Consider the following 26,301-nt stretch of genomic DNA (forward strand, 5'->3'; position numbering starts at 1 on the left):
ATTTTGGAGGCAAAGCCGACAAAAGACACTTTGACCGGGCAGAGAGGGTAAAGTGCAAGGCGCTAAGAGTGAGTGCACAGAGAGTTTACTTCAGGTAAATGACCAAGCGCGAATCTCGCAAGCAACGAAGCAATTGGCCTGCTATGCAACGGTCTCAAGTTTGTGCACCTACTGATACAATAACTTGCAGATTTACAAGAGGAGTTGTAATATTATATTATTGATAATCTGCACATAGTAAGAGACGCTGTTTTTAAGAGCCTATGAATTAATGGCAATTGCGATTAGGTTTATTAGTAAATAAGTTGTTATATAAAAAAGGCATTCCCTTTAGAGGAATGCCTTCATAAATTTCGGAAGTAAAATCTAAAAATGATTATTCTTCTGTTTTTCTACGATCTTCTCGAGCAGAGTAGCTAATATTGAGCGCATCTGCACGACGAAGTTCTTCTTTTACATCAGAAACGATCTTCATTCTTGTATTCTTGTCTACCTTCAATGATACGGTCATCAACTTTTTACGTTCATCTTTGATCTTACCCTGCTCCCCTTTTACATAGCTGTACACAGCTTTAGGATCTTGGGTAATTTGTTCATTGATCTGTATACAAGGCTTTGTACCATACATAGCCTGATACGCCTCAGTAGGAGGACCAATATAGATGAATGTTACCAATGACTTCTCTTCGAGCTTAGTCAATTCGGTAGCGTTAGGCAAATTGTTGTAAGAAACCTTAGCCGTTACCTCACGAATTGTCGTAACCATCATGATAAAGAACAAGAATGCAAATACCAAGTCAGGTAATGAAGAAGTATTCAGTTCCGGCATTTCACGACCACCGGCTTTGCTAAATTTTCCCATTATTGCTTCTGTTTTGTTAGGTTAGACAATGGCATCTCCGAAATGTGCATCGGATATGCTTCTGTAACAGCTTTTTGCTTAGAAGGAGGTAGTTCATTAAACTTCTGATGGAAGTAAGTCATTGCAAATTTATCCCACACTTCATTATAAGCTTTCATCAGCTCATTCTGTACGCTTACGTACATCTGGTAGCTGGTTTCAATCTCATTCTTCAGTGAGATAGCATATGCATTTGTTACTACCTTCAGATTACCAAGACCCGGTATATCACGAACTTCTTTTTCTGGAAGGTCAGGACGATCATTGGGATTCATGATAAACTCCACCGCCATATCTTTTAGCTTGCTTATATCAACGTCAATCACATTATCAACACCGCCAACTTTTCTCGAAACCCCGATTTTGTCATTACGGTCCACAAGGATACGCATAATGTTACGGTCATTGATTTCAATAGGTTGTTCGTTCTGTTCCTGCTTCGGTGAAAGCGGCGGAAGACGGCGCTTAAGACCTCTATCAGTATCCATTGATGTTGTAATCAAAAAGAATATAAGCAACATAAAAGCGATGTCGGCAGATGATGACCCGTTAAGGGCGGGTACTTTTCTTTTCTTTCTAGCCATGATGCTTTTTGTTTTTAATTCTGATTATTTGATTACGTTATTCAATGTTTGCCGGCAAGCGTTTTACGAACGGTGCCCCAGATAATAGCTACAACAACCAATGTGAACATTGTATAGATTGAATACAAGAACATATCGGAAATCTTGAGCCAATGAGGAGTATTGAATTTTGCAGAATCAATATTGAGGTTTGCCATCTTAGTGGTGTCACCTATAGCATAAGAAATCAAAAGCACAATCACAAGAAGGGCAAAACCTCCCATAGATATGAGTGCCGATTTCTTATCGTGTTTGAAAGCATTGATAATACCCATAAGAGCAAAATATAATGCCGCTATAACACAAACAATAAATAATATATATGTCCAACTCAAAAGTAATCCAGTGAATTCGTAGACTTTATTCTCCCCTTCCATGTGCGAACCGCCAAAGAAGAAGATCAAAACGACAATAAGACTGATACCTATTGATGCTAATAAAGTCCAGCTGGATACTTTTCTGATTTTAGTAACAGCCATGATCTTTATTTTTTATTAGATTCTTTTGTATTTGAGGTTGTATTTGATAACCATATCAAGAAGAGTGATAGAAGCATCTTCCATACGGTTCAAGATAGCTTCAACCTTAGAAAGGATATAGTTATAGAATACCTGAAGGATAAGAGCAACGATCAAACCACCTATAGTGGTGATCAAAGCCACTTTCATACCACCGGCAACAACCGTGGGGCTGATATCACCTACTTTTTCGATTTTGTCGAATGCCATAACCATACCTACTACAGTACCCAAGAATCCTAAAGAAGGAGCCATTGCGATGAAAAGAGTGATCCATGAAAGGTTCTTTTCCAAAAGGCCGGCTTGAACGCCTCCGTAAGATACTACAGATTTTTCTACAACGTCGATACCTTGATCGATTCTCATCAAACCTTGGTAAGCGATAGAAGCAACAGGACCGCGAGTGTTACGAGCGATGTCTTTTGCACCTTCTACGTCACCACGATCAAGAGCAGCCTCAAGATCTTTAAGGAGTTTTTCGTTGTTGATATCTGCGAGGTTCAAATAGATGATACGCTCAAGACAGATAGCAAGACCAATGATCAAAGTAATAGCTACAAGACCCATAAAGTCTGCACCACCCTCAATAAATTTAGTCTTCAACGCTTGATGGAATGATTGGTTCTCGGCAGCCTCGGGAACAACAGCTTCAGGAGTTGCAGTTTCAGCAGTTGCTTCTTCAGTAGTTGGAGTTGCTGCAGAGTCTGTAACAGCGGTAGTTGTTGCAGCAGGAACAGAGTCCTGGGCTATTGCCACGTTGTTAAATCCTACGGACAGAAGAGCCATGCACGCAATAGTTGCAAATAACTTTTTCATCGTGATTTGTTTTTGAATTAATAGTTCTTTTGTTATTGTTTTTTTAATCTCTAATTCTCAATGACGTTAGTGTAACAAATATGCGGAGAGAGCGGGATTCGAACCCGCGAAACACTTTTGGCGTTTACACACTTTCCAGGCGTGCCTCTTCAACCACTCGAGCACCTCTCCAATTATATTCAATATCCATTATTATGTAACTCTTAATCAAACCTATAAAAAGAAACACCTACTTCCTTAAAGTTTTTAATTAATAAGATTACACTGATTCAACCGCAAATCTATGTTTTTTTCGTCACTTATCCTCTATAATTACCCTACTTTTTTAATTTTTAGGTGAAATATGTTCACATTTAAGAGAAAAAAGTCGCACGGCGTTAGCGGTAGTTATATTTTTTATATCATTTACTGCCTTTCCATATAAATTGGAGATAAATTCCAAGGTATATATAAGGAAAGCGGGTTCGTTGCGTTTGCCTCTTTTGGGTACAGGCGAAAGATAAGGTGCATCAGTTTCTATCAGAAGCCTATCCAATGAGATGGTGTGAATAATATTCTTCAGATGTGAATTCTTAAATGTAACTACACCATTGATACCAATCATAAAGGTAGGTAATCCAATGATTGTTTTCAACGCATCCTCATCGCCCGTAAAACTATGGAATACACCTCTGAGTTTGTCCGAGCCAACTTCATCAATGCACTCAAACACCTCTTTAAAGGCATCTCTAACATGTAATATTACCGGCAAATCCATATCTTGTGCCCATCGTAGCTGAGTCACAAGAGCATCTTTCTGCTGGCTAATAAAGGTCTTATCCCAATATAAATCAATACCGATCTCACCGATAGCCACAACATGGGTTTGCATCAATGCGTTTTTTATCTCTTGCAGTTTACTCTCATAGTCAGACTTCACCGATGTAGGATGTAGTCCCAAAGCCAAAGATGTATAATGAGGATATTGGCTGTGTAAAGATAATATACGCGGAAGGCTTTCGACATCAATATTAGGTAAGATCAGATGCGACACACCTGCCTGACGAGCACGAATGATTACATCAGCTCTATCATCATCAAATTCCGGCTCGTAAATATGGGTATGAGAGTCTATCATCCTAAGTAAGTTTATACCGACCTTGCAGACAGTTTTTTCACCAAATCATGCAGGGGTATAAGATGCGATGGTTCACATGAGAGATTCTGAAGAATACGATCAGCATCTTGCCCGTAATCATTAATCAGCTTAGACACATCTTTGTCCACACCCAAGGCCTCATATAAAGCTACTACGGATTTGTATTTACGCTCTTTGTCAGCCATACCCAAAGACAAGAGATTATTGAGTTCTTTGCGTTGCATTTCATCAGCCTTATTCATAGTCTTGATGAGAAGCATGGTCTTCTTGTTATTGGAGATGTCTCCGCCAATGGGTTTTCCAAAAACCTTCTCATCGCCATAAACATCCAAAAAATCATCTTGAAGCTGGAAAGCTAATCCGAGACTTATACCAAAATCATAAAGTAAGTCTGCCTCCATAAGCGAAGCCCCACCGTAAATAGCACCTATTTTCAAGGCAGTAGCAAGAAGCACGGCGGTCTTTAGTCTAATCATGCGCAGATACTCCTGCTCCGTGACATCATCTCTGTCTTCAAACTCCATATCATACTGCTGCCCCTCATATATCTCCAAAGACATCTTATTGAACAGATCCAGGGTCTGCGCGATAAGCTCTTTCCGTGAGGTACCGGCAAGCAATACATAGGCTTGTGTAAGCATAGCATCGCCCGAAAGGATGGCTACATTACCGCCCCATTTCTTATATACCGTGGGCTTACCGCGTCGTATAGGAGAGTTGTCCATAAGATCATCATGGAGCAGGGTAAAGTTGTGAAACACCTCAAGCGCCAAAGCCGTGTTCATCACCTGCTTCACAGCTTCTTTACCGCCGAATGCCTGAGCGGCTATACAGCACAGCATAGGCCTTAATCTCTTACCTCCGTTTGCCAGGCTGTATTTTATAGGTTCATAAAGTTTATTAGGTCCCGAGGTATTAAAAGATATGTTTTCCACACCCTCTTCTACAAGAGTCAAAAGTTCCTGATAAGTATACATGGACGGATTTGAATAATTTATGGAGTACTATATTAGAGACAAGAGCTGCATTCCCGATGAAGAAATGCAGCTCTCTCTAATGGGAAGCATTGAGATAATCTATCAATGCCTTATGAGTTTAGTTTGAATACTACAGGCAGAGTGAAACGAGCACGAACGGCTTTACCTTGCTGCATACCCGGTTTCCACTTAGGCATGGCTTTCACCATTCTCATAGCTTCTTTGTCAAGCTGAGGGTCAACACCTCTTGCTACCTCAACATTGGAGATAGAACCATCTCTTTCGACAACAAAACGTACAATTACTTTACCCTGCACATTATTCTCCTGTGCGATTTCAGGGTAATTCAAGTTGTCTTTCATCCACTTGTACATCTTTGCAGTACCACCGACAAATTCAGGGTTCTCCTCTACAATCTCAAAGATCTGCTCCAAGTTTTCTTCTGTTTTCTTAGGAGCCATTACAGGTGCAGGAGGGGGCAACTTATCACGTTCATCAGTTGAAACCAACGCTACTTTCTCTACTTTGACACTGTTGTCCATAACTTTAAATTCATCAGGAAGTGTAACCTCCACTTTTTGTTGAGGCTCTGGTTCGGGCTCAGGCTCTTCTTGTTTTTGATCCTGAATCACCAACGCATCATCAATATCTGAAATATCCAATGCCTTTTTATCGATCTTATCCGCGGCATCGCTGGTGCGTGCTTCTAACGAAACAAAAACAATCGCCAAAGCTACCACCAATCCTAGTAGGAAGGACAAACCTTTTTGATTTTCAAGATTTGCTTGAGGTGATTTTTTAATTTCCATATGCTTGCTGTGTTATTTAATATCATCCTGTGGGGACAAAAATACAAAGTTTTTTGATGTTTTCATGATAATAGACAGAAAAAAAGGGTATTTAATAAAAAAAGAGTTTAAACTATGCGTTAATTATCATTTTATCATCCCCTTCAAGATTATATTTAACCTTATTGTCAAACAATTATAAGATTGACATTCTCACGAGATAAAATAATGAAAAACAATATGGTCTCCCCCTTTTATATATGAGTAATAAGTTCCGGTATTCTTGCTCAACTAATGCCTGTGGCATATGCTGCACTATCCGTATATACATCCTGCAAAACCTGTAAGCATACATATTTCTAAACACACATATAAAAAAAACACTTACCTTTGTAGCAACAAACAACTTAATATAGCTTTTTAGAGCGATTTAGAGATTATCACTTATGTTTTTTGACAACATAGTATTCAGTCATTTTATACCCGAGATATTGGTTATCTTGGGGTATATTACATTTATGCTGAATCCATTTGGTGCCAAAGAAGCAAAATCTCTTCAGGACAATCAGGAGCTACGCATCATACACTTGACTGATCATAAACAGACAGTCAATAGGAGCACAGGTGCAGTATGCCATCTCTTCAGCAAAGTATACAATCGCAAGCTCCCACGGACAAAGCTTCTTTATATTCACTTCCTTCCGAAGCCCCGAATCTTTTGCCCTAAAACTATTGACGGATTTGACTCCGACTACCGTCTCTTCATATTCAGTAGACCTCCCCCATTTATTTGCAGCTAAACGTCTGTGTTCAGTATTTTACAAGGATGCTGAATGATGCTCTTTGTGAGGTACCCGATACCCACTAAAGCATATGTCCCTTACACTTAGGGATACCAATGAGTAATTATTTACAATAAACTGCAAACCAATATGACAAAATTATTTAGATGGCTTATACTCCCGGCTATTCTACTCCATACATTTTATATTCAGGCATCAGAACCGGAAAAGATCGATACCATACAACTGCATGAAGTGGTTGTAGAGGCATCCAAGGAACATATACAATTCAAGAGAGTTCCGGCATCTGTGAGCGTACTTACGTCTGACGAGCTAGGTTTCAACGGTGTCTACACCATGCCCAATATCAGCGTAGTCATGCCCAACCTTTTCATGCACGATTATGGCTCCAAACTTACATCATCCGTTTATATCCGAGGCATTGGGTCTAGAATAAATTCCCCTTCAGTAGGGCTATATGTGGATCATGTACCCTATTATGACAAGTCCCTCATGAATTTCGACCTCTACGACATCAATCGTATTGAAGTCTTGCGCGGGCCCCAAGGCACGGAGTACGGCAGAAACACTATGGGGGGAATCATCAACGTTACAACTAAGTCTCCTCTGCAATATCAGGGATTGGATGTAAAACTTCAGGCAGCCACCTATGGAGACTACACAGTAAGTAGTGGTTACTATGCACGCCCTACCGACAAGTTTGCTTACTCTATAAGTGGTAACTATCTGCATCGTGACGGTTTTTTCACCAATAAATTTCTCAATAGCAAAGTGGATAAAATCAACTCTTACGGCATGAGAAACAGAATGAACTATATAGTATCGTCCAAGCTATCGTTCGAGAATATCCTCAATTTTGAGATCAGCAATCAGGGTGGTTACCCCTATGCAATATACGATACAAATACCCAAAAAGTTGAAGACATCTCCTATAATCAATACAGCAGTTACAAGAGAGGGATGATCTCCGATGCTTTTCTTGTAAAATACAATACGGACAAGTACGAGCTTACATCCGCAACATCATATCAGTTCTTCAAAGACAACCAATCTATCGACCAAGACTTCAGTAAAGACTCCATAACCTATGTAACCCAAAAACAGAATCAGCACTTGGTTACACAAGATCTCACACTCAAATCCAAATGGAGTGAGCGTTACAATATGCTCATCGGAGTCAATGCCTTTTATCAAAATTTCGACAATAACGTAAGGGTTCATGCCTACCCTAAAAAGACTGAGACATTCAAGACCTATGATCATGCTATCATGGGGGCTGCTCTCTTCCAGCAGACTACTATAAAAAACGTGCTGGTAGAAAACCTCAATCTGACGGCAGGTCTCAGGATGGATATGGAGCGTGACGTACTCAAATATAAATACGACCTCATTACCCCAAAAGGAACCTCTACCAAAGCAGATACCACCTTCAAGGCTTTAAACTCTCTGGAATTCTTACCCAAACTGGCCCTTACCTACGAAATGCCCAATCATAATATCTACGGGACTATAGCCCGAGGTTACAAAACCGGGGGATTCAATACGAGCTTCTCCAAACCGGATGAGGTTACCTTCAAGCCCGAATATAGCTGGAACTTCGAACTGGGGATAAAATCATCTTGGTTCAATAAGAATCTGTTTACCGAATTGGCATTATTCTATATAGACTGGAAAGACCAGCAGATCTATCGCACACTCAAGGTAGGAGGTGCCATGCTTATCAATGCGGGACACTCTGCGAGCAAGGGATTAGAGTTTAGCTTTCACACAGCTCCTATCCACGGCTTCGAACTCATGGGGTCATACGGATTCACACATGCTAAGTTCCTTGACAACAAAAAGAATGACAAAAGTGATTACAGTGGCAATTATATCCCTTATGTACCACAAAACACATTGTCAGTACAGCTACGTAAAACTTTTGCATTAGCACCTAATGGTTTTGCCGACAAAATCATACTTTCATCCTTATATAAGGGTGCGGGCAATTTCTATTACAATGACGCCAATACACTTAAACAAAAGTATTACGGACTCCTTGACGCACGCATTAGTATCATACGCAGAGCTGTACAGATCGACCTTTGGGCCAATAATATTACAAACAAAAATTACTTGGCACACTTCTTTGTCATGGGTGCGGAAAACACGGCCTATGCCCAAAAAGGCAAGCCCTTCCAAGCCGGTGTAACTCTTTCACTAAAATTCCCGAAATGAAACAAAACGATTGGGCTAAATTCCCCATACTTTTCAGTCTATACATAGCACAGTCAATACCGATGTCTTTCTTCTCCACGGTGGTACCTATCATCATGAGACAAGAACAATATTCTTTGGCATCGATAGGATTGTTGCAACTTATCAAACTTCCGTGGGTATTCAAATTTTTATGGGCACCTGTGGTAGACAACAAAGGTCGCACATCCGGCAGTCTCAAAAGGTGGATTGTTTTCTCGGAAATGTTTTACGCATTGGTGATTTTGTGCATTGGAATGTTTAGTCTGAAAACGGACTTTAGCCTAATCGTTATTCTCATCATACTTTCCTTTATCGCTTCTGCCACACAGGACATAGCAGTAGACAAGTACGCCATCCTGACGCTGAAGAAGGAAGAGCGAGGCTTGGGTAATAGCATGCAATCTGCGGGCAGTTTTATAGGTAGCCTTTTTGGTACCGGTATCTTGCTTATGGCTTATCATTACTACGGATGGTCCAATGTTCTGCTACTCCTCTCTCTATTTATTGTAGTGGCCGTATTGCCCTTATTGCTTAGGAAAGAGCAGTCTCCCATACAGCAAGCTACCCTTCCCTCTCGCAAGGTAAACCTCAAAGATATTGTAGCATTTTTCTCCGCCCAGAACAATCTGCCACATATCCTCATTCTGATTTTTTATTACTCGGGTATCATCGGTATCATGACGATGCTCAAGCCTTTCATGGTGGACCTTGGTTACAGCACCAAAGAAATCGCTTTCATGCTTGGTATATTTGGCTGTTCGGTAGCTGCGCTATGCGCTTTTGCCAGCGGATTTACCATAAAACTTATAGGGAGAAAAAAGGCTTTGTATCTCTTCTTGGGTATAAGCTTTATTACTGCATTATACTTCTGGGTTATCTCCGGTATACAATCCCCCACCCGTGGCATGCTATATATGGGTATTGCTCTTATTTGGGGAGCCTATGGATTGTCCACCGTGGGAGTATATACTATATCCATGGATCAGGTAAGACCCGGCAGGGAGGGTACCGATTTTACCATCCAGATCATGCTCACTCACCTGAGTAGTCTTTTGATATCCTCTATGAGTGGCAAAATATCGGATTTATGGGGTTATAGTAATCTTTTTCTTATCGAAGCAGGACTCTCCTTACTTACTTTTTTCATCCTATCTCTCAGCAAAAGAGAGAAAAACATCCACGCTGTATGATTATTTCAGAAAGCCTTTTACATAAATATAACACGGCAGTGCCCAGATACACCAGCTATCCGCCTGCCACAAGTTTTGATACATCATTCAAGGGAGAAGATTTTGTGCGGTTTGTACAACAATCCAACCAAGCTTCGCCCCACAACATATCAATATATATCCATATCCCCTTCTGCCCGCAACGATGTCACTTTTGCGGATGCAACACGGTACTATATCCCCGTGAAGAAAAGATAGAAGAATATGTACGCTGTGTACAAGCAGAAATCAGGATGACGGGAGCTCACGTAGATAAGTCGCGCCGTGTAACCCAAGTGAGCTGGGGAGGCGGTACCCCCAACTCCATCAAGTATGAATACATTGAGAGCATCATGAACACCCTGAGAGAAGTGTTTACTTTCGATGACGGTGCAGAGATCGCCATTGAGTGCAGTCCGGCTTATTTAGAGTTCGAGCATGTGGATCACCTCAAAGCAATGGGATTCAACAGGATCAGCCTGGGTATTCAGGATTTTCACCTTCCGGTATTGGATGCCATCAACCGCAAGCCTCCGCTTCACCCTGTGGAAGATATGCTCAAGCATATCAAATCTCAGGGATTCAAGGGTGTAAACATCGATCTTGTATACGGACTTCCACTACAGACGGTAGAGAGCTTTGCCGAAAACATAGCAGAGATAGCACGCTTACAGCCTGACAGGCTAGCTACCTTTTCCTATGCTCATGTACCATGGTTCAATGAAAATCAGAAAAGGCTGGAGATATATCCTTTCCCTCAACCTGATGAAAAACTGACCATGCTGGTGAATACGATCAATTACCTCTCTGAGTCAGGATACGATGTGATAGGTATGGATCACTTCGCAAAAAAAGATGATGAGCTTGCTATAGCTCTCAGAGAGCACAACCTGCACCGTAATTTCCAAGGCTACAATACCAAGAAGACTACCGGTCAAGTGTATGCTTTCGGAGCATCGGGTATCAGCCAGATGGATGGTGCTTATGCTCAGAATGTCAAAAGTACTCCACTATATGTATCATTGATACAATCGGGAAAATATGCTACAGAAAGAGGCTATGCTCTCACACAACAGGACAAGATCATACGCGACACCATAGATGAGATCATGTGCAACGGCAAACTGCACTTCGGTAGTATTGCAGAGAAGTATGGAATCAGCATGGCCGACTTTTACATCTGCACAGCGTTCGACCAAAGCAAAGTAGCTTCACAGCTACAAGACGGCATCGTGACACTAGGCACTGATTCCATAGCCGTAAACGAAGCAGGAATGATGGTGGTACGCAACATTGCAGCCGCCTTTGATCCTCAATACAAGCCTGAACAAAACAAGTACTCCAGAACTCTATAAACAATATACACGAGAATAACTCACAGAAAGAGTGCTCTCTCATACAAATATGACCTCGACGCATAACCATTCTGGTTATGCGTCTTTTTGGTATTATCCCCAAAAATGTATAAGTCTTAAGAGTGTTATTATTGTTTTCCCTTCAGAAATCCAAGATAATACTCTTAAGATTTACACACTTTTTTGAGACACTATCCGTGATAGATAATAATGACAGGCCCTAATTAATGCTAATAAATGTTAAACAATCAATATGAAAGCAAAACAAAATCTTAACAAGAATGTAATTATTTGTAAACACACAAATAGAAATGCAGCGGATAGATGAAAGAAAAGGGCTCTCCTTACAGAGAACCCTTTTTCAAATCAATCAAAAATATTCCTAAAAACTAATACCTCATATCTTTCAACTCCTTCTGCAATTCTTGTCTTGCGAAGAAGATACGGCTCTTTACCGTACCCAATGGAATATCAAGAGCGTCGGCTATTTCATTATATTTATAACCCGAAACATACATTGAAAAAGGTTCTTTCAACGAGTTTGAAAGGCGTTCGATAGCCTCTGATATCTCTTTGATCTCAAGGCTGCCCTCAGGAGTTTCATACCCACCCTCATTAAGTATAGACACATTATAGGGATCAACACCATAGTCTATAACAGACTGACTTCTAACAATTTTATGATAGTTATTGATAAAGATATTCCTCATGATGGTAAGAACCCATCCTTTGAAATTTACATTATCAACAAACTTCTCCCTATTATTTAAGACTTTTAATGTAGTATCTTGCACCAAATCCTCTGCATCGGCCATATCAGCAGTGAGAGATAGTGCAAAATTCTTCATATAATCTTGCATCCCTAAAAGTTTTTTCTGAAATTGCAGTGAATTCATAACGATTATTTTTTGTTGTATGTGAACAAATTGAGCTTTTCGATTTGTTATATTACAAAGTTAAAAAAAGTTTCCAGACTTGCAAATTTCATTTTTAACATTTTTAATAGATTTTCTCTATCACATAATAAATAGAAACAATGAAAATCCCTTTTTCTCTTTTGAAAAGATTGCCTTCAGATCTCAAAAATCTATCGCGATACAAAGAATACTATGATGAGTCGAAACTCAAAAACAAACTCGTTCGATCCGGGATTGCAATAGGCCAAGTAGCCACAGAGGAGTTCTTATCTCTCTACTACTTGCTCAAAGGGGAGGGGCTACCTCTGACAACAAAGGAGAAAGCGATGCTCGTGGGATGTTTAGGATATTTTATTTTACCTATAGATATTATACCCGACTTCCTTTTCACTCTTGCCGGATTCAGTGATGATCTTGCAGTAGCAGCTATTGTGATGAGCGTATTGGGAGCGAAGGTAACGCCCAACGTAAGAGCCAAGGCTCATGCTAAGGCCATCAAGCTATTCTCATGTAACAAACTTGCGGCAAAGGCTCAATAACCACCTTTTCACATTGGACCAGCATTATTGATCGTACTATAGCTCCTATACCATAGTCAACTGCATCAGAGGGTCGTACATCCACAGCATTACAATAAAGGTAAGCACCCACATCATTCCAAAGCAAATAAAAACTGTTCGCATCATGAGAACAAAGTATTGCGCCTGGGAGTAATGTGGGTGTAATCTTTATCATTATGTAAAAACCGCACAATTTCACACCTTGAGACCGTTGCATAGCAGGCAAATTGCTTCGTTGCTTGCGAGATTCACGCTTGGTCATTTACCTGAAGTAAACTCTCTGTGCACTCTCTCTTAGCGCCTTGCACTTTACCTTCTCTGCCCGGTCAAAGTGTCTTTTGTCGGCTTTGCCTCCAAAATCCATGAGACTGTTGACTTTTGCAACAGTCTCACCTTATTTTGTACGTTTCTAAGAGGCTATGCAAACATGCATTGATATAAAATGATTACTTTTGTACCTCTGAATAAGCAGAATATTTATTCGTAAAAATGAAAGTAGTCTTAAAAAAAAGAATATATACCTATATACTCCAGACCTTCATCCCTCTTCTGCTGATGACTTTCGTTATCTGCTGGTTTGTGGTGCTCATGCAGTTCCTATGGAAATACGTAGATGAAATGGTAGGCAAAGGCTTGAGTATGGATGTGCTCATGCAATTCATGTTCTATGCCGCCTTGTCATTGGTCAATTTAGCTTTACCTCTGGGTATACTCTTAGGATCGCTTATGACTTTTGGCAACTTGGGCGAACGCCTTGAGCTACTTGCTATGAAATCCTCAGGCTTACCATTGTACAAAATCATGTACCCCATATTTGTAGCCGTACTCACTGCCGCATTGGGTTTGTTTATCTTCCAAAACGATTTGATGATCAAGTCACAGGTAAAGATGTTTACCATATTGCTATCCGCTCGCAACTCTGCACCTGAATTAGAGATCCCTGAAGGGACTTTCTACAGCGGTATCAAAGGCTACAATATCTTTGTGAAACAAAAAGACAAAAAGAACGGCCTACTCAAAGAAGTCCTCATCTACGACCACTCTCAAGGATTTGAAAACACACGTATTATAGCTGCGGACTCTGCTCGCTTGGTAATGGATGCAAGCAAGCAGTTTCTCACTCTTTCACTCTTCAGCGGACAGAGTTTTTATAACCTCAAGAGTCAGGACTTTTCGACTATCTCCAATGACCCCAGCTCTTTTGCCAAAGAGCGTTTTACAAAAAAGCAAATAGTCATAGCATTTGACGCCAACTTCAAGATGATCGACGAAAACGAGCTAAAGTCTCAATACGTCGGTAAAAACCTCTTTCAGTTGCAGCACTATGCTGACTCCGTATCAGTCATTGCCGACAGCGTCAGTACTGCCAATTCCCAGGCTATATCGGCCATACAGTTTGCAGGGCGTTACAGCAGTAGCATGCCATACGAATCAGACACAACTACGACAGCCAAACAATACAGGCAAAAGATACTCGCTATAGATAACAAAAAGTCATACCCCTTAGATACACTTGCCAAAGCGAGTAATTACGAAGATAGCACATCAGCCATAGCCAATGCCATCTCCAGAGTAGAGCTATTGGAAAGTGAGCTCAACAACAGAAAGTATCTGCAGGATGAAGAGAATTATAAATACCGCATCAATACGATAGAGTGGCACCGTAAATTCACATTCCCAGTAGCCTGCATCGTATTCTTTTTTATCGGAGCCCCACTCGGAGCTATCATCCGCAAAGGAGGGTTGGGCACTCCCATCGTGGCATCAGTTGTATTGTTTATCATCTATTATATGATCGATACTTTCGGCTTCAAAATGGCTCGAAGCGGAGAGATAAACATTGCCCTGGGTATGTGGCTAAGCACACTCATCTTGTTACCACTCGGATTTTTCCTCACCTATAAGGCCACCAAAGACTCCGCATCACTCAACACCGATGCTTACGCCAATTTCTTCAAGAAGCTCTTCGGACGTAAGGCTGTACGCAAAGTAGAGTTCAAAGAGGTGATTATGGTATATGCCGATGAAGAAAAGGCTCTTGCCGACATCGCTCAATTGCAATCCGATATCAAGAGATATATGCAACTGCCACTTATCAGCCAATCAGCCTTCAAGATACCGCTTCACTCGGAATACAACTATACCATCAGCGAGATAAGGACGAAGGTGGAAGCCATCATCGATGACTTGCGAAACAGTGCTAATACGCTTATCATAGTCAAACTTATGGACATCCCTCTTTTCCCGCAAAAGCTGAGCATGTGGATTCCACAGAATAAGATACTGAGTAAAGTTCTTTGGGTAATCGTCCCAATATCATTACCTTTAAGCATATATTTTGCTCACAAAAGGAAGCACATTGTGAGAGATCTCAACGTACTCACCAACGTCTTGGAGGAAATAAAAGCTATAATAAACAACGATAAGAAGATTTAAACAACTAAAATATAACTATGGATAACTTCCGATTAAATACAATTGAAGAAGCTTTAGAAGATTTTCGTAACGGTGAATTTGTCATCGTTGTTGATGATGAGGATCGTGAGAACGAAGGCGACTTTATTATAGCCGCTGAAAAAGTAACTCCTGAAAAAGTCAATTTCATGATGCGCTACGGCAGGGGTGTACTTTGTGTACCTATTACAGAAGATCGTGCTGCGAAGTTGGAGTTAGAAATGCAGGTCCCTACCAATACATCTGTACACGAAACTCCTTTTACTGTCACAGTAGACAGACTGGGCAACGGCTGCACAACAGGGGTATCCATGTACGACAGGTGCCAGACCATCCTGGCGCTTGCTGATCCCAATACTCACCCGTCCGATCTGGGACGCCCGGGGCATATATGCCCGCTTCGTGCTCGAAACAAAGGTGTACTACGCCGTGCAGGACATACGGAAGCAGCAGTGGACCTGGCTCGTCTTTCCGGGCTACAACCTGTTGCAGCTCTCATCGAGATTATCAATGAGGACGGCACCATGGCTCGTTTACCTCAGCTCATAGAAGTATCACGTGAATTCGGATTCAAGATCATTTCCATCAAAGATCTTATCGCTTACCGCCTACGCAACGAGAGTATTGTAGAAGAGGGAGTAAAAGTAGATATGCCTACACATTGGGGGCATTTTAAACTCATTCCTTTCAAGCAGAAAAGCAACGGACTGGAGCATGTAGCACTCATCAAAGGCAATATTGACGACAATGAACCCATACTAGTAAGAGTACACTCCAGCTGTGCTACAGGCGATATCTTCGGTTCTATGCGTTGTGAATGCGGCGAGCAACTTCACAAGGCTATGAGCATGATAGAAAAAGAAGGTAAGGGCGTTGTGGTATACCTCAATCAGGAAGGACGTGGCATAGGGCTTATGGACAAGATGAAAGCATACAAATTACAGGAAGAAGGCATGGATACTGTGGATGCCAACCTCCATCTTGGGCATGATGCTGATGAGCGTGACTATGGTGTGGGAGCGCAGATACTCAAATCAGTGGGTGTAACCAAAATGAAACTGCTTACTAACAATCCCGTAAAACGCATCGGACTCGAAGCATACGGATTGGAAGTATCGGAGATCGTACCCATAGAAGTAGAGCCCAATAAATACAATATGTTTTACATGCAGACCAAAAAAGAACGCATGGGACACACCCTTCATAATATCAAATAAAGTCATTCACGCCTTATAAGCCGTATAGCAGCCCAATAAATATCAAAGCCGAACCATGCTCTGTGTGCAAGGTTGGGCTTTGATATTTATTGGAGAGTGAGGTCATATATACTTTTACCAATAGAGACCGTTGAATAGCAGGCCAATTGCTTCGTTGCTTGCGAGATTCGCGCTTGGTCATTTACCAGAAGTAAACTCCCTGTGCACTCACTCTTAGCGCCTTATACTTTACCCTCTCTGCCCGGTCAAAGTGTCTTTTGTCGGCTTTGCCTCCAAAATCCACAAGACTGTTGACTTTTGCAACAGTCTCCAATAGCAAAAACTATCATGTAAACACTTGTCTCCCGGAAGAATTTCTAATAAGCCTCAGAAACACAGCGGATCGATTGTCCCCATGTACGAGCTCTGTAAAAGGTAGATACTAAGTCCGGAGCAGTGATTATATGCCATGCGTGATTTTCAAAGCCTGTATCAGCACACCAAAACTCACCGTTCTCCCCTACACCATCAAGAGAGCCGTCATCATTGTACCTGAATCCCGCACTGGGAAAGTAACGAGAGATATCATTTTTGTTATCTTTTTCCCAATATTGAGGATTAGAAATGTTGTCCAAACTAAGCTTGCGTACCTCTACGCCTACATGTCGTGCGGTAATCTTGAGATAAATCACATTATTTTTAGACATTTTCTCCCACTTGAATACACAGGCATATTCATCATTAGATACCCCTTTCATCTTGATTCCGTAAACGATATTATTGGGTGTAGCTCTATACTGAGCTGTATAGGTCATATTGTGACCTTGGAAGTTCACAGTTTCCGTACCGGAGTAATCACTATTGAGTTTAAAATTGGGACCTACTTTGTATAAACCCGTAAAAATCCGTCCTTGTGATGAGGTTGGGATGTGATAACCTTTGGGACAAGGATCACCTCCGTTATCACCTATATAGCTTTTTGGCGCACCATGCGCTTTCATTACCACAGAGCTCCAGGTGTCAGTCTTGGTACTCCCTGTCATCCAAGATTTATCATGTTTGTTTGTAAAGTACAAGTTTCCCCACACTCGTGCATCGTCCGGAGCGACTTGATTATCATAGGTATCTATAGTTTCCGTTTTATTATCAAAAACCACGTTCCGTCCCCACTGGAATATACCGCCCATAGTTGTTTGGGGATCACCACTTGCAAACTTATTTACCGCTTCGAGGTTAAACTCTGCAACATAAAAAAGTGGATTTTTATTATTTTCCACAACTAAGTGACATTCTGCTTTCACGTCGCCAATACTGGCGTATATTATTACCTTTCCGGGGCTTATAGCAGTGACAATGCCATTCTTTTCCACTGTGGCTATGGCTTTATCTGAGCTTGACCAAATAAGTGTTTTTTTAGAAGAAGGATCATCAGGTACAACATCTACACTGAGAGCAAGAGACTGTCCCACTTGCAAATTAGCTTGACTAGGCACTATACGCATAGAAGTCACAGGCTGGGGCTTCACCACTACCTTACACATGGCACGCTTCCCTTCCGCATCAGCATAAACTTCCGTCTCTCCTACACTAAGAGCTTTTACCAAGCCATTATTATCTACGGAAGCGATTTTCTTGTCTTTGACGCTCCATGCTACCTTGTCCAAAACAAAATCGGAAGGCTCTGCGGTCAGTTTGAGCTTTTGTGATGCACCCACTTGGATATTCAGAGAAGTAGGGTCAATAGAGATTTTTTGGAGTGATACTCTATCTTCTTTGTCACATGATACAATGAGAAGACTCGCACATATGGCAGATATAAAATAAACGATGTATTTCATTGCTGTAATTTTTTTGAGTTAAGTTATTGATATATATAAGCGGATGTAATCCATACATCCGGCTACTGCATTATCATAAAACATATCTGACGATATACTGACTGTAAGAAAGATCGTTAGAGACGATGCAGAGATCAAGATTTCATTAATATATAACTGAAAGTTCGCCCATACCAATCTCTAAAACAAAAGTATGGTATCTAAAAGTATATCTTTTTATGGTATTTTCCTGATTTCAGCTTTATATTTTTTATTCATGCACACTAAAAATAAGTTCTGAGGTTCCGGATAAGAAGGTAATGCGGTGTTATATATCTACTATCCCATAGCTTGAACAAGCTGAAAAATATTTCTAAAAAAACACCCAGATCAATCTTTGAAGTTGATCTCGTCAAAGTTTGAGATTAATCTCGTCAAATTTTGAAGTTGATATGTTCAATATTTGAAGTTGATTTCAGAGATCTTCTTATTGGTAAAAAAGGAATGATTTAGCTTGGGTCATTATCATAAATTCCAATTGTAATTTTTTGCTTGTCAAGGCTTGTTGCTTATCTCACCGGTTATACCCGAATTTCTCATTTCCTACCGACATAAGTGTAATCATAAAAATAGCTTCGACGGAGCAGCATTGGCAGATCATAGCCTCTACATGGATGATAAGATTTAGTGAGACTGTTGCAAAAGTCAACAGTCTCATGGATTTTGGAGGTAAAGCCGACAAAAGACTCTTTGACCGGGCAGAGAGGGTAAAGTGCAAGGCGCTAAGAGTGAGTGCACAGGGAGTTTACTTCAGGTAAATGACCAAGCGCGAATCTCGCAAGCAACGAAGCAATTAGCCTGCTATGCAACGGTCTCTAGTGTGAATGAATAAGAGGTTATCCGTAATGATACGGATAACCTCTTATTCATTCAAAGCTGTCACTTGCTCGTGTGAGCTTACTCTGCTTTACCGGTACGCAACTTATTGATAGCCGGATTGGCATACATTTGCAACATCTTATGGTATAGGAAAGGAATATCTTTGGTATAGCCTTCCTCCACCTCTATCTTGGCTACCTGACCGATAATATAATCAATAAAAAACTGTTTTTCCTCTTCACTGTAATGTGATGCATATAGCTCGGTTTTGTTGAGCAAGTCGAGCGCCACATAATTTCCGGGATATAAGCGGTAGTTGCTATGGATCTCTTTGTCGAGTAGTTTAGCCAGTTCTTCTGCCTGGTTTTGTTTGGGCAATTTAGGAGATATACGGTCTATGATCTCATTGAGCGGGCGGGATAGCGTAAGGTGCACTCTGCCTTTATAGCCCATAACACCGCTCTTCATATTCAAGGCGTCCTCCTGAGGGGTTTTCTTATAATTCTCATTATCTCGCTTGTACTGCATCTCACGTACTTTGAGATAGTCACAAGGATCATACTCGTATGAGCAGGTAAGCGGTACTATATTAAGCTCCTTGATACTCTCAATGAAATCACTCGAAGCACCACCCATTGCCAGCATCTTGAGGAGGCTTAGCTGTGTAGTATCATTAGCATCCTTGGCACGACCTTCACGTTGTGCTATCCACTGCGAATTGCCCTGAACTATGTTTTCATGCATATACTCCGAGAGTTCTTTGGCGGCAAAGAGCGTGTCGCGCCCCTTGAGGTTGCGCTTGACAATAAAACTATTGTTTAGCTTGACCAAAATCTTTACCCACTCATCGAGTAGGAGATTGTCGCCTATCGCTACTTGCGGTATTTTGAGCCCTGCATCGGCAGCCAATACGTTGAGAAAAGCAGAATCAAGGATGATATCCCGGTGATTGGATATAAATGTATAAGGGGTATTACTATTAAGTTTGGATTTACCCGAAAGAGATAAGGAAAAAGCTGTATTCTCTGCGATTCTCATCACCAAGAAGAAGCTGATCCTAAGCTTAAATTCCTCCACTGTGTGGCATTCTTTGGCTTTGGCTACAAGTAACTCCCAAGGGTAACCGGAGTGCAGGTTATTAAAAGTATCCTCAAGCACAGGTAGAGAAGCAAGATAGTTCACAGCTTCGGTAACCTCACAATCCATCAGAGGTCTGATAGATTCGAATCGTTTATTTTCGCTCTGTGTATCGGCCATGTTATGTAATGTTTTAGGTTATTTTTGATCCATAATAATATCACTCAATAAAGTCTTCATTTCGAGACCTGCAGCAACAACTTGCTGGGGTAAAAAACTTGTAGGTGTCATACCTGGGGTGGTATTGACCTCAAGTAGTGTAGGTATACCATCAGGTTCGATGATAAAATCTACACGAATAATACCTTTGGTACGCAAGTGATGATAAATTTGTGCCGTGAGGCTCTGTATGCTTTGAGTAAGCTCGGCTGAAATGCGGGCAGGAGTGATCTCCTCTACTTGACCATTGTACTTGGCATTAAAGTCGAAGAACTCATTGTGCGTTACTACTTCTGTAACAGGTAAGGGATGTATCTCCCCCCCAAGAGCATAACAACCGCAAGTGACCTCGGTACCTTTGATAAAAGATTCGACCATCACTTCATTCCCTTCTTCAAAAGCTGATTGTATAGCAGGCATGATACCCTCCTCATCCTTTACTTTGGTAGTAGCTACACTGGATCCTCCCACATTGGGTTTTATAAAGAGAGGCAACCCCAAATCAGATACAATATCGGATGTTGAGGGAATAGTGTCACCATGGGCCAAACGATAAGCACGAGCCACACGTATACCGGGGAAAGTACTCAAGAATTTATTGCAAACAAATTTATTGAACGTAAGCGACTCTACCAGCACGTCACCCGTATTATAAGGCACACCCAGCATATCCAGATAGCCTTGTAACAGCCCATTCTCTCCGGGTGTACCGTGTATGGTAATGAAAGCATAATCGAACTTTATATGCTGCCCTGAGGTATCCAAAAAACTAAAGTCATCGCGACATACCGGCACTACAGCTCCATCCGGGAGCGCAACTTGCCACTCATCTCTCTTAATAATCACAAGGTATGGACTGAATAAATCGGCATCCATCCATGACATGATACCGGAAGCACTTCTCAAAGACACTTCGTACTCACCGGAGTATCCTCCGGCTACAATAGCAACATTCAATAATTTATTACTCATAGGATCAGTATTCCCTATAGCTATTTATTCATTATCTAATTGAGTGGCATAAGCCCTCCATTTATCTAAAAGAATGGTAAGATCCTCGGGAAGTTCGGAGTCGAACATCAACTCTTCTCCCGTTTTCGGATGCTTGAAACCAAGAGTCTTGGCATGCAAAGCCTGACGTGGACAAATCTCCAGGCAATTGCGTACAAACTGCTGATACTTGACAAAAGTATTACCTCGCAATATTTTATCTCCTCCGTATCTTTGGTCACCGAATAAAACATGACCAATATACTTCATATGTGCTCTAATCTGATGCGTACGTCCCGTCTCAAGCCTACACTCTATCCACGACACAAAAGCAAGTTCTTCCAAAACACGGTAATGTGTGACGGCAGATTTGCCCATAGGACTCAATGGGGGGAACACAGTCATGAGCAAGCGATCCTTAGGATCACGCCCTATATTGCCTTCTACAGTGCCTTCGTTTTCATCAAAACGACCCCACACCAATGCTCTATATGAGCGATGCGTAGTTTTGTAAAAAAACTGACGACTCAGATCGGCTTTTGTTTCCGGATTCTTGGCCACAACAAGAAGCCCACTTGTATCCTTGTCAATACGATGTACAAGACCTACACGCGCATCATCGGGATCATATTGCGGATCGTCTTTGAGATAAAAAGCAAGGGCATTGACCAGCGTACCGGTGTAATTGCCATGACCGGGATGTACTACCAAACCTGCAGGTTTATTAATCACCAAGAGATCATGATCCTCATAGATAATATTGAGGGGAATATCTTCAGGGATAATCTTGAGTTCGTGTTTGGGACGTCTCAGTTGCAAAGTGATAACGTCTCTGGGCTTGACTCTGTAATTGCTCTTGACAGGCTTGTCATTGACAAAGATAAAACCCGCCTCGGCAGCTTGTTGAATCCTATTGCGAGTAGTATGTGTCATGCGATCGACAAGATATTTGTCGATGCGTATGAGCGACTGGCCTGCATCTGCCACTACCCGGTAATGTTCATATAATTTATCACCTGAACCTTGATCAAAGTCGGCATCATCAATAGCCACTTCAGAGGCTAGGTCTTCGTCCGGGAAATCCTCTTCATATTCCAAGTCCGGGTCTTCAATCATGCAGTAAAATTTGTGAATTAAAATATAATGTAACGTGATGGAAAGTTACCACCAGTTCTCGTTTTCGTCCTTCTTTTTCTTGGGTTTGGATTTACTTATGCTGTCGGCATTAGCTTTGAACAAACTATCTTTTTCGCTTACCCCAAGGGTATCGGCATAGTTACCTTGAATAGCAGTAGTATCCGCTACATTACCTACGACCAAAAGGGTTAGTTGCTCTTTTATAGGCACCATATCACCGGCCTTGAGCATTTTGCCCGACGGCGTACGCACCCCCTTGGCCAAATCCAAAAATTCGCCGGGGATTATCTGTACTGTCACATTGCTGAACCCTATACTATTGAGCAAAGTAATGGCTTGTCTACCAGACATATCAAGAATGTTGGGCAGAGCTTTTCTTTGAAGAGAAGTTGCATTGATAGTGAGAAAAACGATACGTCCCGGTTTCACTTTATGTCCCGGCTGAGGAGACACATCTACAACTGCACCTTTACGGTACTCGTCGGAATAAATGGAATCCACAACTTCATATCGCAAGCCTGCGCCTTCGAGTATTCGAGCTGCATCAGCCGTCATCTTACCTTTGACATCCGGCACCTGTATAATGGAGTTGTGACGAGTATAAAAATCGAGACCAAACATGACTATGAAAATAATGATGAAAGAGAGTAATATCATCAGCAGTATATTGCCAATAATAGGATGTTTAGTATAAAACGAGCTGTTCTTTAGCCCTTGTATTCTTGATTTTTTCTTATTCTCCATCTTAACGAATATATTTCCCCATTATAATTTTATATTAATTACGATCAATGCCGGCATTGACAAATTTCTTGAGCTCTTCCGTCCCATCCTTTTCCAATGTTTCGCTGGAGCCTTCCCAGTCCTTGACACCATCTCTCAGATAGATGATCTTGTCTCCGATATTGTGTACGGAATTCATATCATGGGTATTGATCACCGTAGTGATGTTATCTTCTTTGGTGATAGAATGTATCAGCTCGTCTATCATCAGGGATGTCTTGGGGTCAAGCCCTGAATTAGGCTCATCGCAAAACAAATATTTAGGCCCCAAAGCAATGGCACGAGCTATAGCTGTACGCTTCATCATACCTCCGCTTATTTCACTGGGGTATTTGGAAGCGGCATCTTCAAGACCAACTCTTTCAAGATAATTATAGGCTCGCTTACGTTTTTTTGCCTGAGACTCGTCGGAAAACATTTCCAAAGGAAACATCACGTTTTCCAGCACAGTCATGCTATCGAACAAGGCCGAGCCTTGAAATAACATACCCATCTCTCGCCGCAACATGAGCAAATCTGATTTCCCCATACCCACAATATCTCTTCCATCAAAAAGAATCTCTCCCGAAGTAGGGATAATAAGCCCAATCATAGACTTGAGGAATACGGTCTTGCCCGCACCACTCTTTCCTATAATCAAGTTTGTTTTGCCGGTTTCAAACACAGCATCAATACCTTTGAGAACATCTTTGTCCTCAAAACTCTTTTTTAGCGCTTTTACTTCTATCATAATTGAATCGGGGCAAAGGTCAGAATTTTATACAAGGAGCAAATTGGTGAGTATCACATCAAAGAATAGGATGAGCACACTACTCTTCACCACAGCATTAGTACTGGCAGTACCCACATCTAATGCTCCTCCTTTTACGGTATAGCCATAATAGCTGGACACAGATGATATAATGAAGGCATATACCAGTGATTTTACAATGGAGTGTAAGATAAAACGGGGTTTGAATCCGAACTGAATCCCAAACACATAAGACTCCGGAGGCAAATTATCGACCAACATAGAGGCTACATATCCGCCGGATATACCTATCCCCATAGAGATAATACTCAGTACAGGAATAAAAAGCATAAGTCCCATGATCTTGGGCAGTATCAGAAAGTTTGCTGAGTTCACTCCCATAATTTCCATGGCATCTACTTGTTCTGTAACACGCATAGTCCCCAATTCGGAAGCAATGCTGGAGCCTACCTTACCCGCAAGGATAAGACACATGATAGTAGATGAGAACTCAAGCAATATGATCTCCCTGGCCGAATACCCTATGGTAAAGCGGGGGATCAACGGGTTAGTCATATTTATGGAAAGCTGTATGGTGATTACAGTGCCTATAAAGAAAGATATGATAAGCACAATAGGGAGTGAGTCCAAACCCAACCCGTACATCTCTTTTACCAGCTGTCTATAAAACATGATATGCTTCCCGGGCTTTGCAAAAGTCCGTTTCATCAGGAGGGTATAATCACCCAAAGTTGCTAATGCGCTTGTTAACATAAAATATTAATTCTAACACACAAATATAACACTTATCTTTGTAGTCTGACGATAACAATAAAAACAATGATACTAAGAACAGAGGATTTAGTAAAAAGATATCGCAACCGCACGGTGGTAAACCATGTCTCTATCGAGGTAGAACAAGGCGAGATTGTAGGATTACTGGGGCCTAACGGTGCCGGGAAGACTACAACTTTTTATATGACCGTAGGCTTGGTAGTGCCCAATGAAGGGCGCATTTTTCTTGACGGCAATAATATTACAGAATACCCTGTGTACAAAAGAGCCAAGGCAGGTATAGGTTATTTGCCTCAGGAAGCATCAATATTCAGGAAGATGTCTGTGGAAGATAATATTCTCTCCGTATTGGAGATGACTCCCCGGACCAAAGAGCAGCAACACGAACGGCTGGAAGAACTCATCGGAGAGTTTCACCTCGAAAAGGTAAGAAAAAACTTGGGTGACAGACTTTCCGGAGGTGAAAGACGCCGAGCCGAAATTGCTCGATGTCTGGCTATCGACCCTAAGTTTATCATGTTGGATGAGCCTTTTGCAGGAGTCGATCCCATAGCTGTACAAGATATTCAGTTTATTGTGGCCAAACTGAAACATAAAAACATCGGTATCCTCATTACAGATCACAATGTTTACGAAACTCTCAGCATTACAGACAGAGCTTACTTACTCTTCGAAGGCAAGGTACTTTTCCAAGGAACTGCTGAGCAGTTGGCTGAAAATGAAATCGTTCGAGAGAAGTATCTTGGTAAAGATTTTCAACTCCGAAGAAAAACATTTACCGAGTAGTTTTTGCATAAAACAAATTTTTTTGTTTACTTTGCACCCTGATTGTGCGGAACTCAATGATGCTACGGGTAGCCGGCAATGTTGTCAGAGATACACATATCTATCTTGGAATAATTTAAAAACAAAATAAGAAATGTCTAAAATTTGTCAGATTACAGGTAAGAAGGCAATGGTCGGCAATAACGTTTCGCACTCAAAGAAAAGAACGAAGCGCACATTCGACGTAAACCTGTTCATAAAGAAATTTTATTGGCCGGAACAAGACTGCTGGATACAACTGAAAGTGTCTGCAGCCGGACTACGACTTATTAATAAGATCGGCCTTGACGCTGCCATCAAGCGTGCTGCCGAAAAAGGTTATTTAAACGCATAACACTAAGGGAGAATCGAAAATTATGGCAAAGAAAGCAAAAGGTAACAGAGTACAAGTGATTCTTGAGTGTACCGAACACAAAGAGAGCGGCATGCCGGGTACATCACGCTACATCACTACAAAGAATAGAAAGAATACTACAGAGCGTTTGGAACTGAAGAAATTCAACCCGATCCTTAAGCGCATGACTGTACATAAAGAAATCAAGTAATAATAGGAGACA

General features: G+C 41.3%; 28 protein-coding genes and 1 tRNA gene. 11 read left to right on the plus strand and 18 right to left on the minus strand.

Annotated elements, in window-relative coordinates; genetic code table 11:
- Nucleotides 1-98: 98 nt before the first annotated feature.
- Nucleotides 99-224, plus strand: a complete 126-nt coding sequence (locus VYJ22_RS10310; protein WP_329903965.1) for a hypothetical protein — start codon at nt 99-101, stop codon at nt 222-224.
- Between the two features lie 152 nt (nt 225-376).
- Here the strand turns inward: VYJ22_RS10310 and VYJ22_RS10315 are convergent, their stop codons facing one another.
- The 8 genes from VYJ22_RS10315 to VYJ22_RS10350 all read right to left on the minus strand — a co-directional run bounded on the left by VYJ22_RS10315 (nt 377) and on the right by VYJ22_RS10350 (nt 5,782).
- Nucleotides 377-862, minus strand: a complete 486-nt coding sequence (locus VYJ22_RS10315; RefSeq protein WP_329903966.1) for an ExbD/TolR family protein — start codon at nt 860-862, stop codon at nt 377-379.
- The gene (locus VYJ22_RS10320) at nt 862-1,485 is read right to left on the minus strand and encodes an ExbD/TolR family protein (RefSeq protein WP_329903968.1); all 624 of its coding nucleotides are present in this window, start codon (nt 1,483-1,485) and stop codon (nt 862-864) included. Before VYJ22_RS10320 ends, VYJ22_RS10315 begins: the two co-directional genes overlap by 1 nt.
- A 41-nt stretch (nt 1,486-1,526) precedes the next feature.
- A complete protein-coding gene (locus tag VYJ22_RS10325; protein ID WP_329903969.1) occupies nt 1,527-2,003 on the minus strand; it encodes a hypothetical protein in 477 nt (158 codons plus the stop codon).
- Between the two features lie 15 nt (nt 2,004-2,018).
- Nucleotides 2,019-2,858: a MotA/TolQ/ExbB proton channel family protein gene (locus VYJ22_RS10330; protein WP_329903971.1), complete on the minus strand. Its 840-nt coding sequence runs from the start codon at nt 2,856-2,858 to the stop codon at nt 2,019-2,021.
- Between the two features lie 83 nt (nt 2,859-2,941).
- Nucleotides 2,942-3,029 (minus strand) — tRNA-Ser (locus VYJ22_RS10335).
- Nucleotides 3,030-3,183: 154 nt separating this feature from the next.
- Complete coding sequence (locus VYJ22_RS10340) at nt 3,184-3,975, minus strand: TatD family hydrolase (RefSeq protein ID WP_329903972.1); 792 nt, start codon at nt 3,973-3,975, stop codon at nt 3,184-3,186.
- A gap of 11 nt (nt 3,976-3,986) precedes the next feature.
- Nucleotides 3,987-4,973, minus strand: a complete 987-nt coding sequence (locus VYJ22_RS10345) for a polyprenyl synthetase family protein (protein WP_329903974.1) — start codon at nt 4,971-4,973, stop codon at nt 3,987-3,989.
- A gap of 110 nt (nt 4,974-5,083) precedes the next feature.
- Nucleotides 5,084-5,782, minus strand: coding sequence for an energy transducer TonB (locus VYJ22_RS10350; RefSeq protein ID WP_329903975.1), 699 nt, complete (start codon nt 5,780-5,782; stop codon nt 5,084-5,086).
- 425 nt (nt 5,783-6,207) lie between these two features.
- Between VYJ22_RS10350 and VYJ22_RS10355 the strand changes: the two genes are divergently transcribed.
- From VYJ22_RS10355 to hemN, 4 genes are all read left to right on the plus strand, one after another.
- Nucleotides 6,208-6,561, plus strand: a complete 354-nt coding sequence (locus VYJ22_RS10355) for a hypothetical protein (protein ID WP_329903976.1) — start codon at nt 6,208-6,210, stop codon at nt 6,559-6,561.
- Between the two features lie 132 nt (nt 6,562-6,693).
- Complete coding sequence (locus VYJ22_RS10360) at nt 6,694-8,781, plus strand: TonB-dependent receptor (protein ID WP_329903977.1); 2,088 nt, start codon at nt 6,694-6,696, stop codon at nt 8,779-8,781.
- The gene (locus tag VYJ22_RS10365) at nt 8,778-9,992 is read left to right on the plus strand and encodes an MFS transporter (protein ID WP_329903978.1); all 1,215 of its coding nucleotides are present in this window, start codon (nt 8,778-8,780) and stop codon (nt 9,990-9,992) included. The genes VYJ22_RS10360 and VYJ22_RS10365 overlap by 4 nt, the downstream gene beginning before the upstream one ends.
- Complete coding sequence (hemN, locus tag VYJ22_RS10370) at nt 9,989-11,365, plus strand: oxygen-independent coproporphyrinogen III oxidase (RefSeq protein WP_329903979.1); 1,377 nt, start codon at nt 9,989-9,991, stop codon at nt 11,363-11,365. Before VYJ22_RS10365 ends, hemN begins: the two co-directional genes overlap by 4 nt.
- Nucleotides 11,366-11,754: 389 nt before the next feature.
- Here the strand turns inward: hemN and VYJ22_RS10375 are convergent, their stop codons facing one another.
- On the minus strand, nt 11,755-12,261 hold the full coding sequence (locus VYJ22_RS10375; protein ID WP_329903980.1) for an RNA polymerase sigma factor: 507 nt from the start codon (nt 12,259-12,261) through the stop codon (nt 11,755-11,757).
- Between the two features lie 140 nt (nt 12,262-12,401).
- On the opposite strand from VYJ22_RS10375, the gene VYJ22_RS10380 reads away from it, so the two are divergent.
- Entirely contained in the window at nt 12,402-12,821 is a 420-nt protein-coding gene (locus tag VYJ22_RS10380) for a YkvA family protein (protein WP_329903981.1), read from the plus strand.
- On the opposite strand, the gene VYJ22_RS10385 is transcribed toward VYJ22_RS10380, so the two are convergent.
- Nucleotides 12,778-13,104, minus strand: a complete 327-nt coding sequence (locus VYJ22_RS10385) for a hypothetical protein (protein ID WP_329903982.1) — start codon at nt 13,102-13,104, stop codon at nt 12,778-12,780. The genes VYJ22_RS10380 and VYJ22_RS10385 overlap by 44 nt on opposite strands.
- Before the next feature lie 227 nt (nt 13,105-13,331).
- On the opposite strand from VYJ22_RS10385, the gene VYJ22_RS10390 reads away from it, so the two are divergent.
- A complete protein-coding gene (locus VYJ22_RS10390; RefSeq protein ID WP_329903983.1) occupies nt 13,332-15,278 on the plus strand; it encodes an LptF/LptG family permease in 1,947 nt (648 codons plus the stop codon).
- 17 nt (nt 15,279-15,295) lie between these two features.
- Complete coding sequence (locus VYJ22_RS10395; RefSeq protein WP_329903984.1) at nt 15,296-16,513, plus strand: bifunctional 3,4-dihydroxy-2-butanone-4-phosphate synthase/GTP cyclohydrolase II; 1,218 nt, start codon at nt 15,296-15,298, stop codon at nt 16,511-16,513.
- Nucleotides 16,514-16,526: 13 nt separating this feature from the next.
- On the opposite strand, the gene VYJ22_RS10400 is transcribed toward VYJ22_RS10395, so the two are convergent.
- The 8 genes from VYJ22_RS10400 to VYJ22_RS10435 form a co-directional block, all read right to left on the minus strand.
- Nucleotides 16,527-16,694, minus strand: a complete 168-nt coding sequence (locus VYJ22_RS10400) for a hypothetical protein (protein WP_329903985.1) — start codon at nt 16,692-16,694, stop codon at nt 16,527-16,529.
- Between the two features lie 175 nt (nt 16,695-16,869).
- Entirely contained in the window at nt 16,870-18,330 is a 1,461-nt protein-coding gene (locus VYJ22_RS10405; protein ID WP_329903986.1) for an Ig-like domain-containing protein, read from the minus strand.
- A gap of 936 nt (nt 18,331-19,266) precedes the next feature.
- A complete protein-coding gene (locus VYJ22_RS10410; RefSeq protein WP_329903987.1) occupies nt 19,267-20,445 on the minus strand; it encodes an acyltransferase in 1,179 nt (392 codons plus the stop codon).
- Between the two features lie 18 nt (nt 20,446-20,463).
- Nucleotides 20,464-21,456 (minus strand): D-alanine--D-alanine ligase, encoded by a 993-nt coding sequence (locus tag VYJ22_RS10415; RefSeq protein ID WP_329903989.1) that lies wholly within the window; start codon nt 21,454-21,456, stop codon nt 20,464-20,466.
- A gap of 24 nt (nt 21,457-21,480) precedes the next feature.
- A complete protein-coding gene (locus VYJ22_RS10420) occupies nt 21,481-22,590 on the minus strand; it encodes an RluA family pseudouridine synthase (protein WP_329903990.1) in 1,110 nt (369 codons plus the stop codon).
- 45 nt (nt 22,591-22,635) lie between these two features.
- The gene (locus VYJ22_RS10425; RefSeq protein WP_329903992.1) at nt 22,636-23,355 is read right to left on the minus strand and encodes a PASTA domain-containing protein; all 720 of its coding nucleotides are present in this window, start codon (nt 23,353-23,355) and stop codon (nt 22,636-22,638) included.
- Between the two features lie 34 nt (nt 23,356-23,389).
- The gene (locus VYJ22_RS10430; protein ID WP_329903994.1) at nt 23,390-24,124 is read right to left on the minus strand and encodes an ABC transporter ATP-binding protein; all 735 of its coding nucleotides are present in this window, start codon (nt 24,122-24,124) and stop codon (nt 23,390-23,392) included.
- Between the two features lie 27 nt (nt 24,125-24,151).
- Nucleotides 24,152-24,898, minus strand: coding sequence for an MlaE family ABC transporter permease (locus VYJ22_RS10435; RefSeq protein ID WP_329903995.1), 747 nt, complete (start codon nt 24,896-24,898; stop codon nt 24,152-24,154).
- Between the two features lie 66 nt (nt 24,899-24,964).
- On the opposite strand from VYJ22_RS10435, the gene lptB reads away from it, so the two are divergent.
- The 3 genes from lptB to rpmG all read left to right on the plus strand — a co-directional run bounded on the left by lptB (nt 24,965) and on the right by rpmG (nt 26,289).
- The gene (gene lptB, locus VYJ22_RS10440; RefSeq protein ID WP_329903997.1) at nt 24,965-25,705 is read left to right on the plus strand and encodes an LPS export ABC transporter ATP-binding protein; all 741 of its coding nucleotides are present in this window, start codon (nt 24,965-24,967) and stop codon (nt 25,703-25,705) included.
- Nucleotides 25,706-25,838: 133 nt separating this feature from the next.
- Nucleotides 25,839-26,078, plus strand: a complete 240-nt coding sequence (rpmB, locus tag VYJ22_RS10445; protein ID WP_329903998.1) for a 50S ribosomal protein L28 — start codon at nt 25,839-25,841, stop codon at nt 26,076-26,078.
- A gap of 22 nt (nt 26,079-26,100) precedes the next feature.
- Nucleotides 26,101-26,289, plus strand: a complete 189-nt coding sequence (gene rpmG / locus VYJ22_RS10450) for a 50S ribosomal protein L33 (protein WP_329903999.1) — start codon at nt 26,101-26,103, stop codon at nt 26,287-26,289.
- Nucleotides 26,290-26,301: the final 12 nt, after the last annotated feature.

It is taken from the genome of Porphyromonas pogonae, assembly GCF_036320655.1.
Classification (GTDB): Bacteria; Bacteroidota; Bacteroidia; order Bacteroidales; family Porphyromonadaceae; genus Porphyromonas; species Porphyromonas pogonae.

Coding starts and splice junctions, on each gene's coding strand:
- VYJ22_RS10405 (WP_329903986.1), bottom strand. CDS start 18,330: ATGAAATACATCGTTTATTTTATATCTGCCATATGTGCGAGTCTTCTC.
- rpmG (WP_329903999.1), top strand. CDS start 26,101: ATGGCAAAGAAAGCAAAAGGTAACAGAGTACAAGTGATTCTTGAGTGT.
- VYJ22_RS10345 (WP_329903974.1), bottom strand. CDS start 4,973: ATGTATACTTATCAGGAACTTTTGACTCTTGTAGAAGAGGGTGTGGAA.
- hemN (WP_329903979.1), top strand. CDS start 9,989: ATGATTATTTCAGAAAGCCTTTTACATAAATATAACACGGCAGTGCCC.
- VYJ22_RS10315 (WP_329903966.1), bottom strand. CDS start 862: ATGGGAAAATTTAGCAAAGCCGGTGGTCGTGAAATGCCGGAACTGAAT.
- VYJ22_RS10430 (WP_329903994.1), bottom strand. CDS start 24,124: ATGATAGAAGTAAAAGCGCTAAAAAAGAGTTTTGAGGACAAAGATGTT.
- VYJ22_RS10325 (WP_329903969.1), bottom strand. CDS start 2,003: ATGGCTGTTACTAAAATCAGAAAAGTATCCAGCTGGACTTTATTAGCA.
- VYJ22_RS10420 (WP_329903990.1), bottom strand. CDS start 22,590: ATGATTGAAGACCCGGACTTGGAATATGAAGAGGATTTCCCGGACGAA.
- VYJ22_RS10390 (WP_329903983.1), top strand. CDS start 13,332: ATGAAAGTAGTCTTAAAAAAAAGAATATATACCTATATACTCCAGACC.
- VYJ22_RS10415 (WP_329903989.1), bottom strand. CDS start 21,456: ATGAGTAATAAATTATTGAATGTTGCTATTGTAGCCGGAGGATACTCC.
- VYJ22_RS10435 (WP_329903995.1), bottom strand. CDS start 24,898: ATGTTAACAAGCGCATTAGCAACTTTGGGTGATTATACCCTCCTGATG.
- VYJ22_RS10340 (WP_329903972.1), bottom strand. CDS start 3,975: ATGATAGACTCTCATACCCATATTTACGAGCCGGAATTTGATGATGAT.
- rpmB (WP_329903998.1), top strand. CDS start 25,839: ATGTCTAAAATTTGTCAGATTACAGGTAAGAAGGCAATGGTCGGCAAT.
- VYJ22_RS10425 (WP_329903992.1), bottom strand. CDS start 23,355: ATGGAGAATAAGAAAAAATCAAGAATACAAGGGCTAAAGAACAGCTCG.
- VYJ22_RS10375 (WP_329903980.1), bottom strand. CDS start 12,261: ATGAATTCACTGCAATTTCAGAAAAAACTTTTAGGGATGCAAGATTAT.
- VYJ22_RS10385 (WP_329903982.1), bottom strand. CDS start 13,104: ATGACCAAGCGTGAATCTCGCAAGCAACGAAGCAATTTGCCTGCTATG.
- VYJ22_RS10330 (WP_329903971.1), bottom strand. CDS start 2,858: ATGAAAAAGTTATTTGCAACTATTGCGTGCATGGCTCTTCTGTCCGTA.
- VYJ22_RS10350 (WP_329903975.1), bottom strand. CDS start 5,782: ATGGAAATTAAAAAATCACCTCAAGCAAATCTTGAAAATCAAAAAGGT.
- VYJ22_RS10410 (WP_329903987.1), bottom strand. CDS start 20,445: ATGGCCGATACACAGAGCGAAAATAAACGATTCGAATCTATCAGACCT.
- lptB (WP_329903997.1), top strand. CDS start 24,965: ATGATACTAAGAACAGAGGATTTAGTAAAAAGATATCGCAACCGCACG.
- VYJ22_RS10355 (WP_329903976.1), top strand. CDS start 6,208: ATGTTTTTTGACAACATAGTATTCAGTCATTTTATACCCGAGATATTG.
- VYJ22_RS10310 (WP_329903965.1), top strand. CDS start 99: ATGACCAAGCGCGAATCTCGCAAGCAACGAAGCAATTGGCCTGCTATG.
- VYJ22_RS10360 (WP_329903977.1), top strand. CDS start 6,694: ATGACAAAATTATTTAGATGGCTTATACTCCCGGCTATTCTACTCCAT.
- VYJ22_RS10400 (WP_329903985.1), bottom strand. CDS start 16,694: ATGACCAAGCGCGAATCTCGCAAGCAACGAAGCAATTGGCCTGCTATT.
- VYJ22_RS10395 (WP_329903984.1), top strand. CDS start 15,296: ATGGATAACTTCCGATTAAATACAATTGAAGAAGCTTTAGAAGATTTT.
- VYJ22_RS10380 (WP_329903981.1), top strand. CDS start 12,402: ATGAAAATCCCTTTTTCTCTTTTGAAAAGATTGCCTTCAGATCTCAAA.
- VYJ22_RS10365 (WP_329903978.1), top strand. CDS start 8,778: ATGAAACAAAACGATTGGGCTAAATTCCCCATACTTTTCAGTCTATAC.
- VYJ22_RS10320 (WP_329903968.1), bottom strand. CDS start 1,485: ATGGCTAGAAAGAAAAGAAAAGTACCCGCCCTTAACGGGTCATCATCT.